At 72.2% G+C, this 14,927-nt stretch carries 14 protein-coding genes; 3 read left to right on the top strand and 11 right to left on the bottom strand.

All coding sequences use genetic code 11. The annotated features are described in order from the left end of the window. Positions 1–523: 523 nt before the first annotated feature. The 10 genes from tyrS to argC all read right to left on the bottom strand — a co-directional run bounded on the left by tyrS (position 524) and on the right by argC (position 10,459). On the bottom strand, positions 524–1,798 hold the full coding sequence (gene tyrS, locus ABD340_RS36170) for a tyrosine--tRNA ligase (RefSeq protein ID WP_344595245.1): 1,275 nt from the start codon (positions 1,796–1,798) through the stop codon (positions 524–526). 76 nt (positions 1,799–1,874) lie between these two features. Continuing rightward, complete coding sequence (locus tag ABD340_RS36165; RefSeq protein WP_344595243.1) at positions 1,875–2,297, bottom strand: hypothetical protein; 423 nt, start codon at positions 2,295–2,297, stop codon at positions 1,875–1,877. Next, complete coding sequence (locus ABD340_RS36160; protein WP_344595241.1) at positions 2,294–2,947, bottom strand: DNA-3-methyladenine glycosylase; 654 nt, start codon at positions 2,945–2,947, stop codon at positions 2,294–2,296. The genes ABD340_RS36165 and ABD340_RS36160 overlap by 4 nt, the downstream gene beginning before the upstream one ends. A gap of 16 nt (positions 2,948–2,963) precedes the next feature. Then, positions 2,964–4,391, bottom strand: a complete 1,428-nt coding sequence (argH, locus tag ABD340_RS36155; protein ID WP_344595239.1) for an argininosuccinate lyase — start codon at positions 4,389–4,391, stop codon at positions 2,964–2,966. A 169-nt stretch (positions 4,392–4,560) separates the two neighbouring features. Further along, positions 4,561–5,106 carry an arginine repressor gene (locus tag ABD340_RS36150; protein ID WP_344595238.1) on the bottom strand — a complete coding sequence of 182 codons (546 nt, stop codon included), beginning with the start codon at positions 5,104–5,106 and terminating at the stop codon, positions 4,561–4,563. Next, positions 5,103–6,029: an ornithine carbamoyltransferase gene (gene argF, locus ABD340_RS36145; RefSeq protein ID WP_344595237.1), complete on the bottom strand. Its 927-nt coding sequence runs from the start codon at positions 6,027–6,029 to the stop codon at positions 5,103–5,105. Before argF ends, ABD340_RS36150 begins: the two co-directional genes overlap by 4 nt. 3 nt (positions 6,030–6,032) lie before the next feature. Continuing rightward, positions 6,033–7,241: an acetylornithine transaminase gene (locus tag ABD340_RS36140; RefSeq protein ID WP_344595235.1), complete on the bottom strand. Its 1,209-nt coding sequence runs from the start codon at positions 7,239–7,241 to the stop codon at positions 6,033–6,035. Further along, positions 7,238–8,194: an acetylglutamate kinase gene (gene argB / locus ABD340_RS36135; protein WP_344595253.1), complete on the bottom strand. Its 957-nt coding sequence runs from the start codon at positions 8,192–8,194 to the stop codon at positions 7,238–7,240. The genes ABD340_RS36140 and argB overlap by 4 nt, the downstream gene beginning before the upstream one ends. An 82-nt stretch (positions 8,195–8,276) precedes the next feature. After that, a complete protein-coding gene (gene argJ, locus ABD340_RS36130; RefSeq protein ID WP_344595233.1) occupies positions 8,277–9,434 on the bottom strand; it encodes a bifunctional glutamate N-acetyltransferase/amino-acid acetyltransferase ArgJ in 1,158 nt (385 codons plus the stop codon). Continuing rightward, positions 9,431–10,459 (bottom strand): N-acetyl-gamma-glutamyl-phosphate reductase, encoded by a 1,029-nt coding sequence (argC, locus tag ABD340_RS36125; protein ID WP_344595231.1) that lies wholly within the window; start codon positions 10,457–10,459, stop codon positions 9,431–9,433. Before argC ends, argJ begins: the two co-directional genes overlap by 4 nt. Before the next feature lie 126 nt (positions 10,460–10,585). On the opposite strand from argC, the gene ABD340_RS36120 reads away from it, so the two are divergent. From ABD340_RS36120 to ABD340_RS36110, 3 genes are read left to right on the top strand one after another with little or no spacing between them, the layout of a single operon-like run. Continuing rightward, positions 10,586–11,104, top strand: a complete 519-nt coding sequence (locus ABD340_RS36120) for a MarR family winged helix-turn-helix transcriptional regulator (RefSeq protein ID WP_344595230.1) — start codon at positions 10,586–10,588, stop codon at positions 11,102–11,104. 29 nt (positions 11,105–11,133) lie between these two features. Beyond that, a complete protein-coding gene (locus tag ABD340_RS36115; protein ID WP_344595228.1) occupies positions 11,134–12,141 on the top strand; it encodes an ABC transporter ATP-binding protein in 1,008 nt (335 codons plus the stop codon). Then, a complete protein-coding gene (locus tag ABD340_RS36110; protein WP_344595226.1) occupies positions 12,138–13,016 on the top strand; it encodes an ABC transporter permease in 879 nt (292 codons plus the stop codon). Before ABD340_RS36115 ends, ABD340_RS36110 begins: the two co-directional genes overlap by 4 nt. 18 nt (positions 13,017–13,034) lie before the next feature. On the opposite strand, the gene ABD340_RS36105 is transcribed toward ABD340_RS36110, so the two are convergent. Then, on the bottom strand, positions 13,035–14,675 hold the full coding sequence (locus ABD340_RS36105) for an ABC-F family ATP-binding cassette domain-containing protein (protein WP_344595225.1): 1,641 nt from the start codon (positions 14,673–14,675) through the stop codon (positions 13,035–13,037). Between the last annotated feature and the right edge of the window lie 252 nt (positions 14,676–14,927).

The following is a 14,927-nucleotide window of genomic DNA, read 5'->3' as shown; positions in this document are numbered from 1 at the left end:
AAGAAACGGACACCCACCGCGCTCGACCCGCTCTCGCGAGCCTTGCTCCGGGGCAACCCTTCTATACTATCCGTTTCGACCGATTTGTCAAAGTTCGACCGATTCGGTGTCCCTTGCAGACTCAGCGGACGCGAAGGATCTTCGCGCTGTTGGTCTCCGAGGGATCCCCTCGGGCCGGCCGCCGTGTCGGCGTCCCGCTCCCCTTGGGGCATGTAGAACATTAGGTCGGTCCCGCAAGAGCGTCAAATCGAAGATCAAAGGACTTGAAACCCCAGGTGACAGGCTGCTTTCGGGCGTTGAAACGCGTCCGCAACACCTGCGCCGTGACCGCACTGTTACGTGAATCTACCCGCTCTTTCCGTTCGGTGGAGGCGGGCGGTCCATGATCCGGTTCCGTCGGTGGCCGAGCGACATCGCCGGCTTCCAGCGTGGACGGCCTGGGAATTCGGCCAAGCCGCTGAGGAGTCGGCTGTGTGCCACCGGCGGCGCGCTCGCGATCGCGAGCGCGCCGCCGGCTCGAGGATCACGGCTTGGTGATCTCCACACCGCCCACGTTGCGCTTGCCCCTCCGCAGGACGAGGAAGCGGCCGTGCAGCAGGTCTTCCGCGGACGGTACGGCTTCCTCGGAGGTGACCTTGGCGTTGTTCAGGTAGGCGCCGCCCTGGACGATCGCCCGCCGGGCCTCCGACTTGCTCTTGCACAGGCCGGAGGAGGCCAGCAGATCGACCACGGTCGGCAGCTCGCCTGGCGGGATCTCGGCGCGCGGGACCTCTGCCAGCGCCGCCTGGAGGGTGCGCTCGTCCAGTTCCTCCAGGGCGCCCTGGCCGAACAGGGCGCGGGATGCCGCGATCACGCGGGCGGTCTCGTCGGCGTCGTGGACGAGCGTGGTCATCTCCTCGGCCAGCGCACGCTGCGGAATGCGGGCGGCGGGCCGGTCGGAGCCCTGCTTGACCAGGTCCTGGATCTCCTCCCGGGAGCGGAAGGAGAACACCTTGAGGAATTTCTCCACGTCGCGGTCGTCGGCGTTGAACCAGAACTGGTAGAACGCGTACGGCGAGGTCCGCTCGGCGTCGAGCCAGTAGGTCTCGCCGCCGGCGGTCTTGCCGAACTTGCTGCCGTCGGCCTTGGTCAGCAGCGGCGTGGTGAGGGCGTGCGCGGTGCCGCCCTCAACGCGGCGGATCAGGTCGACGCCAGCGGTCAGATTGCCCCACTGGTCGCTGCCGCCGGTCTGGAGCACGCAGTCGTACCGCCGGTGCAGCTCCAGGAAGTCCATGGCCTGGAGGAGCACGTAGCTGAACTCTGTGTAGCTCAGCCCGGTCTCCAGGCGGGACTTGACGGTCTCGCGGGCCAGCATGCGGTTCACCGGGAAATGCTTGCCGATGTCGCGCAGGAACTCGATGGCCGACATGGGGCCGGTCCAGTCGAGGTTGCTGACCATGGTCGCGGCGTTGGGGGCGTCGCCGAAGTCCAGGAAGCGGGAGACCTGGCCGTGGATCCGCTCGACCCACCCGGCGACGGTCTCGGCGGAGTTCAGCACCCGCTCGGCGCTCTTGCCGCTGGGGTCGCCGATCAGGCCGGTGGCACCGCCGACCAGGCCGATGGGCCGGTGCCCGGCCTCCTGGAAGCGGCGCAGCAGCAGGATCTGGATCAGGTTGCCCAGGTGCAGCGACGGTGCCGTCGGGTCGAACCCGCAATAGAGCGTGACCGGTCCCGCGGCGAGCCGGGCCCGCAGTTCGTCCAGATCGGTGGACTGCGCGATCAGATCGCGCCACGCGAGATCGTCGAGGATGTCGGTCACGTTCTCCCTCGTCTCCAGCAGTGTCGGTGAGTTATGCCCAGGGTGCCTGACGGACCGCCGCTCACCGTAACGGTTTTCAGCGGCCGTACATGAAGTAGCGGACCGGTACGAACAATTCGTGTCCGGTCGTGAAGCGCACGCGAACGCCGTTCCGGTCCCAGGAGGCGTCCTTGATATCCGGCCGTTCCTCGCCCGTGATGTCCAGCCGCACGAAGTGGCCGTAGGACATGTCGGGGAAGCGTCCCGCGTACAGATCGTGGCCGGTGACGCGGCCGAAGATCAGGCTCCGCCTCTGCACCAAGCCTACGTAGTGCTTGGACTCGTCCGGGTAGGTGACGCTCGCCGGTTGCTCAAGGCGGTCGAACCGGCGCGGATCGTCCAGTGCCGCGTCCAGCAGGACGATCACGAGGATCGCCGACACCGCCAGGAGGGCGGTGATGATCGCCAGGGCGCGCCGGAGCACGCCTTTCGGACGCGCGGTGCTGGGCCCGGCGGTCATGCCGGCGGATTCCGCTTGCGCGGGACGTGGGCGCGGTACGGGGAGACGGTGGGGTCGCCGTCGATCCAGAAGCGCCAGGGCGTGTCCTTGGCCCCGTTCACGCCCGTCCGGGGCCCCGACCGGATCAGGGACGGGTCGGCGGGATCCCCTTCGATGATCAGCAGCGGGCTTTCGGGGGAGCAGACGTCCAGGCCGTTCTGCTCGCGTCCGATGGCGAGGGCGGTGCAGAGCCGGGCCGGGCCGCGGGCCAGGTCGCGTTCCGTGGACTTCGGACGGCGTTCCCGGGCGGTGTCCGCTCCGGCGGTGATCTGCCCGGCGCGGAGCAGGACGGCGGAGGCCGTGCCCTCTTCCCCGCAGACCAGGTTCACGCAGAAGTGCATGCCGTAGGTGAAGTACACGTAGGCGTGCCCGGGCGGCCCGAACATCACCTCGGTGCGGGGCGTCAGGCCGCGGTAGGCGTGGGAGGCGGGGTCGAGGGGGCCCGCGTACGCCTCGACTTCGGTGAGGCGCACCGCGACGTCCCCGTGGACGAGGACGTGCCCGAGCAGGTCGGGCGCGACCTCGTCCACGGGACGGTCGAAGAACTTCCTGGGCAGGAGGTCGTCGGCCGCGGTGGAGCCGGGCTCCCCGGGGGGCGGGTCGAATGTCATCGTTCGGGCGCCGGGGTCAGTGCTGGTTGGAGTCGGAGCCCGCCGCCCAGGACGCGTGATCGTCGACGAGGGCGCGGAGCGTCCCGATCTGCTCGCGGACGCGGTCGGGGGCGGTGCCGCCGTACGCCTTACGGGACGCCAGCGCGCCCTGGACGTTGAGGACCTCGCGGACGTCCGGGGTCAGATGCGGGGACACCTTGATCAGCTCTTCGTCGGTGAGGGCGTCGAAGTCCTTGTCGTGGACCTGGCACCACACCACCAGGTGACCGACGACCTCGTGCGCGTCGCGGAAGGCGACGCCGCGCCGCACCAGCAGCTCGGCCAGGTCGGTGGCCAGGGCGAAGCCGTCGGGGGCGGAGGCCTCCAGCCGCTCGGTGTTGACCCGCATGGTGGCGATCAGGCCGGACATGGCGGGGAGCACCAGGAGCAGCGTCTCGACGGCGTCGAAGGCGCCCTCCTTGTCCTCCTGGAGGTCGCGGTTGTAGGTGAGCGGCAGGCCCTTGAGGGTGGTGAGCAGGCCGACCAGGTGGCCGATGAGGCGCCCGGCCTTGCCGCGGGCCAGCTCGGCGACGTCGGGGTTCTTCTTCTGCGGCATGATCGACGACCCGGTGGCGTAGGTGTCGTCCATCTCGATCCAGCGGAACTCCTGCGACGCCCACAGGCAGATCTCCTCGCCCAGGCGGGACAGGTGGACGCCGGTCAGCGCGGCGGCGAAGAGGAACTCGGCGACGAAGTCGCGGTCGGCGACGGCGTCCATGGAGTTGGCGGCGGCCGCGTCGAAGCCCAGCTCGGCGGCGGTGGCCTGCGGGTCCAGCGGCAGCGAGGAGCCGGCCAGGGCGCCCGAGCCGAGCGGGGAGACGGCGGCGCGGCGGTCCCAGTCGCGCAGCCGGTCGATGTCGCGGGTGAGCGGCTGCACGTGCGCCAGCAGCTGGTGGGAGAACAGCACGGGCTGGGCGTGCTGGAGGTGGGTCATGCCGGGTGCGGCGACGCCCATGTTGTGCTCGGCCTGGGCGATCAGGGCGGTCTCCAGCTCCACCAGCCGGCTGACGATCTGCCGGACGTGGTCGCGTAGGTAGAGCCGCAGGTCGGTGGCGACCTGGTCGTTGCGGCTGCGGCCGGCGCGCAGCTTGCCGCCGAGGGCGCCGAGGCGCTCCAGCAGGCCGCGTTCCAGCGCGGTGTGGACGTCCTCGTCCGCGACGGCGGGCCGGAACTCGCCGGTGCGGCAGGCCTCCTCGAGGTCGTCGAGGGCACCGAGCATGCGCTCCAGCTCGTCGTCGGTGAGCAGCCCCGCCCGGTTGAGCACGCGGGCGTGCGCGCGCGAGCCCAACAGGTCGTAGGGGGCGAGCCGCCAGTCGAACTGGACGCTCACCGAGAGCCGCGCGAGCGCGTCCGACGGCCCGCCTTCGAACCGGCCGCCCCACAGTCGCGTCGGTGCCTTCGTCACGGAGTTCCTCTTCTTCCCACCGCTAGGGTTCGTTTCTCGTGTCCAGATCAGGTGCGGACCGGGCGGGGCCCGGGCCACCCCAACCGTACTGCCACCCGGGCATCCGGCATCAACGCACGGCCATGCCCGGCGAAGCCCTTGGCCAGGGCCGGCGCCTCGGGCCGGGCCACTAGCCTCGTCGTTCGCGCCCGGCGGCCAGCCGCAGCAGCGCCTGGGCCAGCTCCTCGCCCCCGTCCGGGTCGCGCGCGATCACCAGGATGGAGTCGTCGCCGGCGACCGTGCCGAGGACCGTCGGCCATTCGGCGTGGTCGATGGCCGAGGCGAGGTACTGCGCGGCGCCGGGCGGGGTCCGCACCATGACCAGGTTGGCCGAGGCCTCCGCCGAGACCAGCAGCTCGGCGGCGAGCCGGCCGAGCCGGCCGGTGAACGACTCGGCCGTGTCCCCGCCGGTGCGCGCCCGCCGGATCCGTTCACCGCCCTCACCTGGGACGGCATAGATCAGGCTGCCGTCGTCGGCGCGCAGCCGGACCGCCCCGATCTCCACCAGGTCGCGCGACAGCGTCGCCTGGGTGACCTCGACGCCCTCCTCCGCCAGCAGCTTGGCCAGCTCCGACTGGGAGTGCACGTGGTTGCGCGACAGCAGGTCGACGACCTTGGCCTGGCGCGCCGTCTTGGTCATCGGGATGTTCGTGCGGCCCTCGTTCCGGTCGGTCACGACGCGCCCTCCGAGGCCTCCAGGAGCCAGGTGAGCAGGGCCTTCTGGGCGTGCAGCCGGTTCTCGGCCTCGTCCCAGACGACGCTGCGGGGGCCGTCGAGGACCGCGGCGGCGATCTCCTTGCCGCGGTAGGCGGGCAGGCAGTGCAGCACGATCGCCTCGGGGCCGGCCTTGGCGAGCAGCGCCTCGTCGACGGCGTACGGCTCGAACATCGAGGTGTCCTTGCCCTCCTGGCCCATCGACACCCAGGTGTCGGTGGCCAGGACGTCGGCGCCGGAGGCGGCCCGTCCGGCGTCGGCGGTGACGGTGACCGAGCCGCCGGTGGCCGCGGCAATCTCGGTGGCGCGGGCGACGATCGCGGCGTCCGGCGGCAGCGCCTCGGGGGTGCCGATCCGCACGTGCATCCCGGCGGTGGCGCCGCCCAGCAGGTAGGAGTGGGCCATGTTGTTGGCGCCGTCGCCGAAGTAGGCGAGGGTGAGGCCCGCGAGGCCGCCCCTGGCCTCCTGGACGGTCTGCAGGTCGGCCAGGACCTGGCAGGGGTGGAACCGGTCGGTGAGAGCGTTGACGACGGGGACGGTGGTGCCCGCGGCCATCTCCTCGATCCGCTCCTGTCCGGAGGTCCGCCAGACGATCGCGCTGGCCTGCCGTTCCAGCACCCGGGCGGTGTCGGCGATGCTCTCGCCGCGGCCGAGCTGGCTGCCGGCGGCGTCCAGGACCAGGGGGTGGCCGCCGAGCTCGGCGATGCCGGTGGCGAAGGAGATCCGGGTGCGGGTGGACGGCTTGTCGAACAGCACCGCCACCGTTCGGGGGCCCTCCAGCGGGCGGTGGGCGAACCGGTCGCGTTTGACGGCGGCGGCCAGCTCCAGCACCTCGGCCTGCTCGGCGGGGGTGAGGTCGTCGTCCCGGAGGAAGTGCCTGGCCATCGGTCAGTTCTCCTTCGCGGCGGCGTCGAGGATCCCTGGCAGGGCGTCCACGAACGACTGCGCCTGGTCGCGGGTGAGGATGAGGGGCGGGGCGAGCCGTACCGCGGCCGGCTGCAGGGCGTTGACCAGGAACCCGGCGGACCGGGCGGCGGTCTCGACCGCGGCGGCCCGGTCGGCGGTGAGCACCAGTGCCCGCCACAGGCCGCGGCCCCGCACGCCGGAGCCCTCCAGGAGAGGGTGGCCGAGCGCGGCGATCCCGGCGGCCAGCCGCTCCCCCACGGCGGTGACGTGGTCGAGCAGGCCCTCCTTCTCGATGGTGCCGAGCACGGCCAGGGCCGCGGCGGCGCTCACCGGATTGCCGCCGAACGTGCTGCCGTGGTCGCCCTTGGCGAAGATCGAGCCGTGCGGGCCGAACGCGACGCACGCCCCGATCGGGAGCCCGCCGCCCAGGCCCTTGGCCAGGGTCAGGATGTCGGGCACGGCCGCGCCGCGCTCCTGCTGGAAGGCGAACCACGCGCCGGTGCGGCCGATCGCGGACTGGATCTCGTCGGCCACCAGCAGCGCCCCGGTGGCGTCGCAGATCTCCCGGGCGGCCGCGAAGTAGCCCTCCGGCGGCGGTACGACCCCGGCCTCGCCCTGCGTGGGCTCCAGGAACACCGCCGCGCACTCCTCGGTGACGGCGGCCTTGAGCGCCTCGGCGTCCCCGTACGGGACGAACCGGACGTCGATGGCGTACGGGCCGAACGGGTCGCGGATCGCCGCCTTGCCGGTCAGCGCGAGCGCGCCCATGCTCCGGCCGTGGAACCCGTTCTCGGCCGCGACGAAGTAGGACCGCCCGTTCGTCCTGCCGTACTTGATCGCGAGCTTGAGCGCGGCCTCGTTCGCCTCGGTGCCGCTGTTGGCCAGGAAGACCCGGGCGTCGGCGTCCAGCAGTTCCAGCAGTTTCTCGGCCAGCAGCACCTCCGGCTCGTGCAGGAACAGGTTGGAGGTGTGCGCCAGGCCCGCGACCTGCGCCGAGACCGCCTCGACCAGGGCCGGGTGGCCGTGCCCGAGGCTGCTGACCGCGATGCCGGCGATGAGGTCGAGGTAGGAGTCGCCGTCGGCGTCCCACACCTGGCAGCCCTCGCCGCGCGCGATCGCCAGCGGCGGCACCCCGTAGTTGGGCATGAACGCCGTCTCGTACCGCGTCCTGAGGTCGTCGTTGGCGGTCATGCGGTGCCTCCCGTTCCGGTGTCGTCCGTCTCGGCCGTCTCCTCGGCCGCCGCGCCGGGCACGCTGGGCAGGACCATCGTCCCGATGCCCTCGGCGGTGAAGATCTCCAGCAGCAGCGCGTGCGGCACCCGGCCGTCCAGCACGTGCGCCTGCGGGACCCCGCCCCGTACCGCGTGCAGGCAGGCCTCCATCTTGGGCACCATGCCCGACGACAGCTCCGGCAGCAGCGCGGCCAGCTCGTCGGTGGTCAGGCTGTCGATCACGTCCTCGCTCGCGGGCCAGTCGGCGTACAGGCCCTCCACGTCGGTCAGCACGACCAGCTTCTCGGCGTCCAGCGCCGCCGCCAGCGCCGCCGCGGCGGTGTCGGCGTTGACGTTGTAGACCTCGCCGTCGTCGCCGCGCGCCACGCTGGAGATCACCGGGATCCGGCCGTCGTCCAGCAGCGCGCGCACCGCCCCGACCTGCACCTCGACGATCTCGCCGACCTGGCCGATGTCGACCCGCTCGCCGTCCACGACCGCGTGCTTGCGCTCGGCGGTGAACAGGTTGGCGTCCTCGCCCGACATGCCCACCGCGAACGCGCCGTGCCGGTTGACCAGGCCGACCACGTCCCGGTTGACCTGGCCGACCAGCACCATCCGGACGACCTCCATCGCCTCCGGGGTGGTCACCCGCAGCCCGGCGGTGAAGCTGGACTCGATACCGGCCCGCTCCAGCGCCGCGTTGATCTGCGGGCCGCCGCCGTGCACGATCACCGGCCGCAGCCCCGCGTACCGCAGGAACACCACGTCCTCCGCGAACGAGGCGCGCAGCGCCTCGTCGGCCATCGCGTGCCCGCCGTACTTGATCACCACGGTGGTGCCGTGGAACCGCTCCAGCCAGGGCAGCGCCTCGATCAGCGTCCCGGCCTTCTCCAGCACCCCGGCCCGGTCCTTCCGCACCCGCCCGTCCATGGTCATGTCGAGTACGCCGAGTTCTCGTGGCCGCAGCTCGGGGCGGTGAGGTTCCTCACCGCTATCACCTCAAGGATCCCGGTCATGTCGAGTACGCCGAGTTCTCGTGGACGTAGTCCGCGGTGAGGTCGGTGGTCCAGACGGTGGCGCTGTGCGGGCCGGCGGACAGGTCAACGGTGATCGTGACGTCCCGGGGGCGCAGGTCGACCTTGTCGCGGTCGTCGCCGACCGAGCCGTTCCGGCAGACCCACACGCCGTTGATCGCCACGTTGAGGTGGTCGGGCTCGAAGGCGGCGTCGGTGGTGCCGACCGCCGACAGCACCCGGCCCCAGTTGGGGTCCTCGCCGTGGATGGCGCACTTGAGCAGGTTGTTGCGGGCGATCGAGCGGCCGACGGTGACCGCGTCGTCCTCGCTGCCCGCGCCGACGACCTCGATCGTGATGGCCTTGGCCGCGCCCTCGGCGTCCACCAGCAGCTGCCGGGTCAGGTCGGCGGCGACCTCGGTGAGCAGCGCGGTGAAGGCGGCCTCGTCGGGGGTGACGCCGGAGGCGCCGGAGGCCATCAGCAGCACGGTGTCGTTGGTGGACATGCAGCCGTCGGCGTCCAGCCGGTCCAGGGTGACGCGGGTGGCCGCGCGCAGGCAGCGGTCCAGCGCGGCGGCGTCCAGCTCGGCGTCGGTGGTGATCACGCAGAGCATGGTGGCCAGCGACGGGGCCAGCATGCCGGCGCCCTTGGCCATCGCGCCGATCATGTAGCCGCCCGCGCCCTGCCGGAAGGCGATCTTGGCGACGGTGTCGGTGGTGCGGATCGCGTCGGCGGCGGCCAGCCCGCCGTCGCCGCGGGACAGCTCGGCGGCGGCGGTGTCCACCCCGGGCAGCAGCCGGTCCATCGGCAGCCGCTCGCCGATCAGGCCGGTGGAGCAGACCGCGATCTCGCCGGCCGAGTCCCGCAGGACGCCGGCGACCTTCTCGGCGGTGGCGTGGGTGTCCTGGAAGCCGTCGGAGCCGGTGCAGGCGTTGGCACCGCCGGAATTGAGCACCACGGCGCGCACCCGGCCGCCCTTGAGGACCTGCTCGGACCACAGCACGGGCGCGGCCTTCACGCGGTTGCGGGTGAAGACGCCGGCGGCCGCGCGGGACGGCCCGTCGTTGACGACCAGGGCCAGGTCGCGGGCTCCGCTGTCCTTCAGGCCGGCGACGACGCCGGCGGCGCGGAACCCCTGGGGGGCGGTGACGCTCAAGGGGACACTCCGATCGTGGTGAGACCGAGCTCTTCGGGCAGGCCGAGGGCGAGGTTGGCGCTCTGCACGGCGCCGCCGGCGGTGCCCTTGGTGAGGTTGTCGATGGCGGCGACGACGACGGCGCGGCCGGCGCGCTCGTCGTGGGCGACCTGGACGAGCACGGTGTTGGCGCCCAGGGTCATGGACGTGGCCGGCCACCGCCCCTCGGGCAGCAGCGACACGAACGGCTCGTTCTCGTAGGCCGTCCCGTAGGCGTCGCGCAGGGTCTCCAGGGTGACGCCGGGGCGCGTCCTGGCGGTGCAGGTGGCCAGGATGCCGCGGCTCATCGGCGCCAGCGTGGGCGTGAAGGAGACGGTGACCGGCTCGCCCGCCACCTCGCCGAGGTTCTGGATCATCTCGGGGGTGTGCCGGTGGACACCGCCGACGCCGTAGGCCGAGACCGAGCCCATGACCTCGCTGCCCAGCAGGTGGGGCTTGAGCGAGCGGCCGGCGCCGGAGGTGCCGGAGGCGGCGACGACCACCACGTCGGGCTCGACCAGCCCGTCCAGGAGCGCCGGGAACATCGCCAGCGTCACCGCGGTCGGGTAGCAGCCCGGGACGGCGATCCGCTTGGTGGCCGCCAGGGCCGCGCGCCGTCCGGGCAGCTCCGGGAGCCCGTACGGCCAGGTGCCGGCGTGCGGGGTGCCGTAGAAGGCGGTCCAGTCGGCGGGGTCGTTGAGGCGGAAGTCGGCTCCGCAGTCGACGACCAGCACGTCCTGGCCCAGCTGTTCGGCCAGCGGCCCGGACTGCCCGTGCGGCAGCGCCAGGAACACCACGTCGTGCCCGGCCAGGTTCTCCGGTGTGGTCTCCGCCAGTACGCGGCCGGCCAGGGATCGCAGGTGGGGCTGGTGCGTGCCGAGCTCGGTGCCCGCGTTGGAGCCCGCCGTCAGCGTGCCGATCTCGAATCCGGGATGGCCGGCGAGGATGCGCAGCACCTCGCCGCCGGCGTACCCGCTGGCGCCGGCGACCGCCGCCCTGATGCCCATGGGACCTCTCTCTTCCCCGAAAAGTGAACAGCAAGAGTATGCATGAGAGTGGATGACTATTCAAGTCGTGATACTTCGCCCCCTAATGATTTGACAGCTAAATATCTGCGGCCGAAGAATGATCGCATGAAGCAACCAGACCTGGGCTTCGGCGACCTGTCGATGCTCGGCCCCGTCGACGAGTGGCCCATCGGCCGCCTGTTCGCCGCGGCCGCCCGGCTCTCCGGCCCGGTCATGGCGCGGCTGGTGGAGCGGCACGGGGTCAGCCCGGCCGGCTTCTTCCTGCTGCGCGCGCTCCTGCTGGAGGACGGCGGGCTGCGCGCCGGCGAGCTGGCCAAACGGTTGATGATCTCCCCCGCCACGGTCACCTCGGTGGTCGACACCCTCGAGCGCGCCGACCTCGCCGAACGCCGCCGCGACCCGCGCGACCGCCGGGCCGTGCAGGTGCACATCACCGACGGTGGCCGGCGGCTCATCGGCGAGGTCGGACACGCCCTCCATGACGACCTCTGGAACCTCTACGACGTGGTCGACGAGGCCGACGAACCGGCCGTCCGCCGGTTCCTGCTCCGCCTGATCGAACGCTTCAACGACTTCCCCGAGGACGACCCGGCGAAGTCCACGGGCCAGGCGGGCCCGGCCTGACCGCGCCCCCTCAGGAAAGGACAGCGCGAGTGCCCCCACCTCTCGAGACCGCGGCCGCATCCGGCCGCGAAGCGCCCGGCGGCGACCGCCCGGTCGCCGTCCGCACCGTCGACCTGCACAAGACCTACTCCAGCCCGCGCGGCGACGTGCCCGCCGTGCAGGGCGTCGACCTGGAGGTCGCCCAGGGCGAGTTCTTCGGCCTGCTCGGCCCCAACGGCGCGGGCAAGTCCACCACGATCGGCATGCTCACCACGCTGGTGGTGCCGACCTCCGGACGGGCCGAGGTGTGCGGGCTCGACGTCGTGCGCGAGCAGGTCGAGGTCAAGCGGCGCATCGGGATGGTGTCGCAGAACAACACCCTCGACAACGACCTCGACGCGTTCGAGAACCTGGAGTTCCGCGGCCGCTACTTCGGCATGGGGCGCAAGGACGCCCGGCGCCGCGCCGACGAGCTGCTGGAGATGTTCAACCTGACCGACCGGCGCACCGGAACCCCGTTCGAGCTGTCCGGCGGCCAGGCCAAGCGCCTGATGATCTGCCGGGCCCTGGTGCACCGCCCGCAGGTGCTGTTCCTGGACGAGCCCACCGCCGGCCTCGACCCGCAGACCCGGGTCAACCTGTGGGAGGTGCTGCGCGGGCTGCAGGCCGAAGGCCAGACCACCGTCCTCACCACCCACTACATGGAGGAGGCCGAGGCGCTCTGCGACCGGGTCGCGGTCGTCGACCACGGAAAGGTCCTGGCCGACGGCACCGTGGACGGCCTGAAGGCCGCCGCGGGCGCGGACACCGTGATCACCGTGACCTACGACGGGCCGGCACCGGACGGCGTCACGGCGCTGCGCGAGCGCACCGGCGTCGGCAAGGTGGAGATCACCGGCGCGCAGGTGCGGGTGTTCGCCCGCGCGGCCGAGGGCGTGCTCGGCGAACTCGTCGCGATCGGCGCGGCGGCCGGGACGGGCGTCACCGACGCCGCGCAGCTGCGCCCCAGCCTGGAGACCGTTTTCCTCACCCTGACCGGACGGGAGTACCGCGAATGACCATCGAGCAGGCCCAGCAGGCCGCCGCACCGGCCGTGCCGGCGCCCCCGGCGATGAATCCCACCTTGGCGCGCACGTTCCTGGCGATGATGGCCCGCGAGATGCGGGTGATGCGCAAGAACTTCGTGTCCACCTTCCTGCGGGTGCTGGTCCAGCCGCTGATGTTCGTGTTCGTCTTCGCCTACGTGCTGCCGAAGATCGGCGCCGGCGGGGCGATGGCGGGCGCGGGCGGCGCCGCCGCGCAGGGCGCCAACTTCACCACCATCCTGGTGCCCGGGCTGGTGGCCTCCTCGATCCTCATGCAGGCGATGATGGCGGCGATCATGCCGCTGATGATGGAGCTGACCTGGCAGCGCTCGATCACCGACCGGGCGCTGGCGCCGCTCCCGGTGCCGATGCTGGCGATCCAGAAGATCACCGCGGCCGGTCTGCAGGGCCTCATCGGCGGTCTGCTGGTGTTCCCCGCCGTGCTGTTCATCCACGCCGAAGGACAGGCGCCGCAGGTGCACGTGGAGAACTGGGCGGTCCTGATCGTGACGATGGTGGCGGGCTCGCTGCTGGCCGCGTCGGGCGGCCTGCTGCTGGGCACGCTGATCGACCCGCAGAAGGCGCAGATCCTGTTCGCGCTGGTCCTGCTTCCGGTTACCATGCTCGGCTGCGTCTACTACCCGTGGTCGGCGCTGCACGAGATCCGCTGGCTGCAGATCGCCAGCCTGTTCAACCCCCTGGTGTACGTGAGCGAGGGGCTGCGGGCGGCGCTCACACCCGACGTCGGGCACATGCCGACGTGGGCGTTCCTGCTGGCGGTCATCGGCGGCACCGCCGTCCTGACCTGGATCTCGACGCGTACCTTCACCAAGCGCGTCCTCACCTGACCGGCGCGGGACCCGCCGCTACATGGGATCGATCTCGGTCAGGCCGGCGGCGCGGTCCAGGCGGAGCCACCTCGTGATCCCGATCGAGCGCAGGAACGGGACGTCGTGGCTGGCCACGACCAGTGCGCCCTGGTAGGCCTCCAGCGCCTGGCCGAGCTGCCGGACGCTGGCCATGTCCAAGTTGTTGGTCGGCTCGTCCAGCATGAGCAGGCGCGGGGCGGGCTCGGCCAGCAGCAGTGCCGCCAGCACCGCCCGGAACCGCTCCCCGCCGGAGAGGGCTCCGGCGGTCCGTTCGGCCCGCGCCCCGCGGAACAGGAAGCGCGCCAGCCCGGCACGCACGACGCTGACCGGCGCCGACGGGGCGAACGCGCGGACGTTGTCCACCACGCTCAGCCGGTCGTCCAGCACGTCCAGCCGCTGCGGCAGGTACCGCACGCCCTCCACGCCGATCTTCACCGACAGGCCGCCCGGCACGCCGTCCTCGCCGACCACCGTGCGCAGGAAGGTGGTCTTCCCGGCGCCGTTCGGGCCGACCAGCGCGATCCGCTCCGGTCCTCGGACGATCAGCTCCTCGAGGGCGGCGGGCTCCGGCGCGGGCAGCCCGGTGACGGTCAGCACGGTGCTCCCGGCCGGGACCCGCGTGGCGGGCAGCTCCACGCGGATCTCGGCGTCGTCGCGCACCCCTTCCTCGGCCTCGGCCAGGCGGTCGCGGGCGTCCGACAGCCGCTCCTCGTGCATGATCCGGTGCTTGCCCGCCGACACCTGCGCCTGCCGCCTGCGCTCCTGCATGACGATCTTCGGCTGGCTCCTGCTCTCGAAGATCTTGTTGCCGTACCGGGCCCGCCGGGCCAGCTTCACATGGGCCTCCTCCAGCTCGCGTTTCTGCCGCCGCACGTCGCCCTCGGCGGCGCGGACGGCCCGCTCGGCCGCCTCCCGCTCGACGGCCAGCAGCTCCTCGTAGGCGGTGAGGCCGCCGCCGAAGGTGCGGACGGCGCCGTCGCGCAGGTCGGCGATCTCCTCCACCCGGTCCAGCAGCTCCCGGTCGTGGCTCACCACGATCAGCACCCCGGGCCAGGACGACACCGCCTCGTACAGGCGGCGGCGCGCGTCCAGGTCGAGGTTGTTGGTGGGCTCGTCCAGGAGCAGCACGTCGGGCCGGGCCAGGAACTGCGCGGCCAGCCCCACCATGATCCCCTCCCCGCCGGACAGCGTGCCGACGGTGCGGTCCAGGCCGGTCGCGTCCTCGGCCAGCGCGGCCAGGCCGAGCCGGGCCAGCTCGGCGCGGGCCCGTTCCTCGACGTCCCAGCCGTCGCCGACCGCGGTGAAGTTCTCCTCGGTGGCCTCGCCGCGCTCGATGGCGTGCAGCGCGGCGCGGACCGCGGAGATGCCGAGCAGGTCGGACACGGTACGCCCGGTGCTCAGCGGCAGGTTCTGCGGCAGGTAGCCGATCTCGCCGGCGACCGCGACCGCCCCGGAGGCCGGGCGGAGCTCGCCCGCGATCAGCTTGAGCAGGGTGGACTTGCCGGCCCCGTTGACGCCGATCAGCCCGGTACGGCCGGTGCCGAACGCGGCGTCCAGACCGTCCAGGACGACGGTGCCGTCCGGCCAGGCGAACGACAGATCCGAGCAGACCACGGAAAAAGGGGAAGCGGAAGACATAGAGCGGACCTCCAAGACGCGCCGGGATCGATCAGGACACGTGGAGACACCGCGGGAACGCGCAACGCGCGGGCATGAGAAAAGCCCGGGACAGGGGTCCACCGAGATCACGGAACGCGGGCGGGCACGACCCACCACGCGGTGTCTGCGACCTCAGTTCTTCAAAGGACTCCCCAGCCGGGCGGCGATGTGACCGGTCCAGAATAGCCGGTGCACTAATGCAACGCAATCAGCATTAAGGAGGCGGCCCCG

This window comes from Actinomadura vinacea (genome assembly GCF_039532545.1).
Lineage (GTDB): Bacteria > Actinomycetota > Actinomycetes > Streptosporangiales > Streptosporangiaceae > Spirillospora > Spirillospora vinacea.
The sequence above is the reverse complement of the archived record's forward strand: the minus strand, read 5'-3'. Positions and strand labels throughout refer to the sequence as shown.

Excerpts from the sequence above, each read along its gene's own strand:
- ABD340_RS36165 (WP_344595243.1), bottom strand. The coding sequence starts at position 2,297 with ATGACCGCCGGGCCCAGCACCGCGCGTCCGAAAGGCGTGCTCCGGCGC.
- ABD340_RS36160 (WP_344595241.1), bottom strand. The coding sequence starts at position 2,947 with ATGACATTCGACCCGCCCCCCGGGGAGCCCGGCTCCACCGCGGCCGAC.
- argF (WP_344595237.1), bottom strand. The coding sequence starts at position 6,029 with ATGGCCAGGCACTTCCTCCGGGACGACGACCTCACCCCCGCCGAGCAG.
- ABD340_RS36140 (WP_344595235.1), bottom strand. The coding sequence starts at position 7,241 with ATGACCGCCAACGACGACCTCAGGACGCGGTACGAGACGGCGTTCATG.
- argB (WP_344595253.1), bottom strand. The coding sequence starts at position 8,194 with ATGGACGGGCGGGTGCGGAAGGACCGGGCCGGGGTGCTGGAGAAGGCC.
- argC (WP_344595231.1), bottom strand. The coding sequence starts at position 10,459 with ATGGGCATCAGGGCGGCGGTCGCCGGCGCCAGCGGGTACGCCGGCGGC.
- ABD340_RS36120 (WP_344595230.1), top strand. The coding sequence starts at position 10,586 with ATGAAGCAACCAGACCTGGGCTTCGGCGACCTGTCGATGCTCGGCCCC.
- ABD340_RS36110 (WP_344595226.1), top strand. The coding sequence starts at position 12,138 with ATGACCATCGAGCAGGCCCAGCAGGCCGCCGCACCGGCCGTGCCGGCG.
- ABD340_RS36105 (WP_344595225.1), bottom strand. The coding sequence starts at position 14,675 with ATGTCTTCCGCTTCCCCTTTTTCCGTGGTCTGCTCGGATCTGTCGTTC.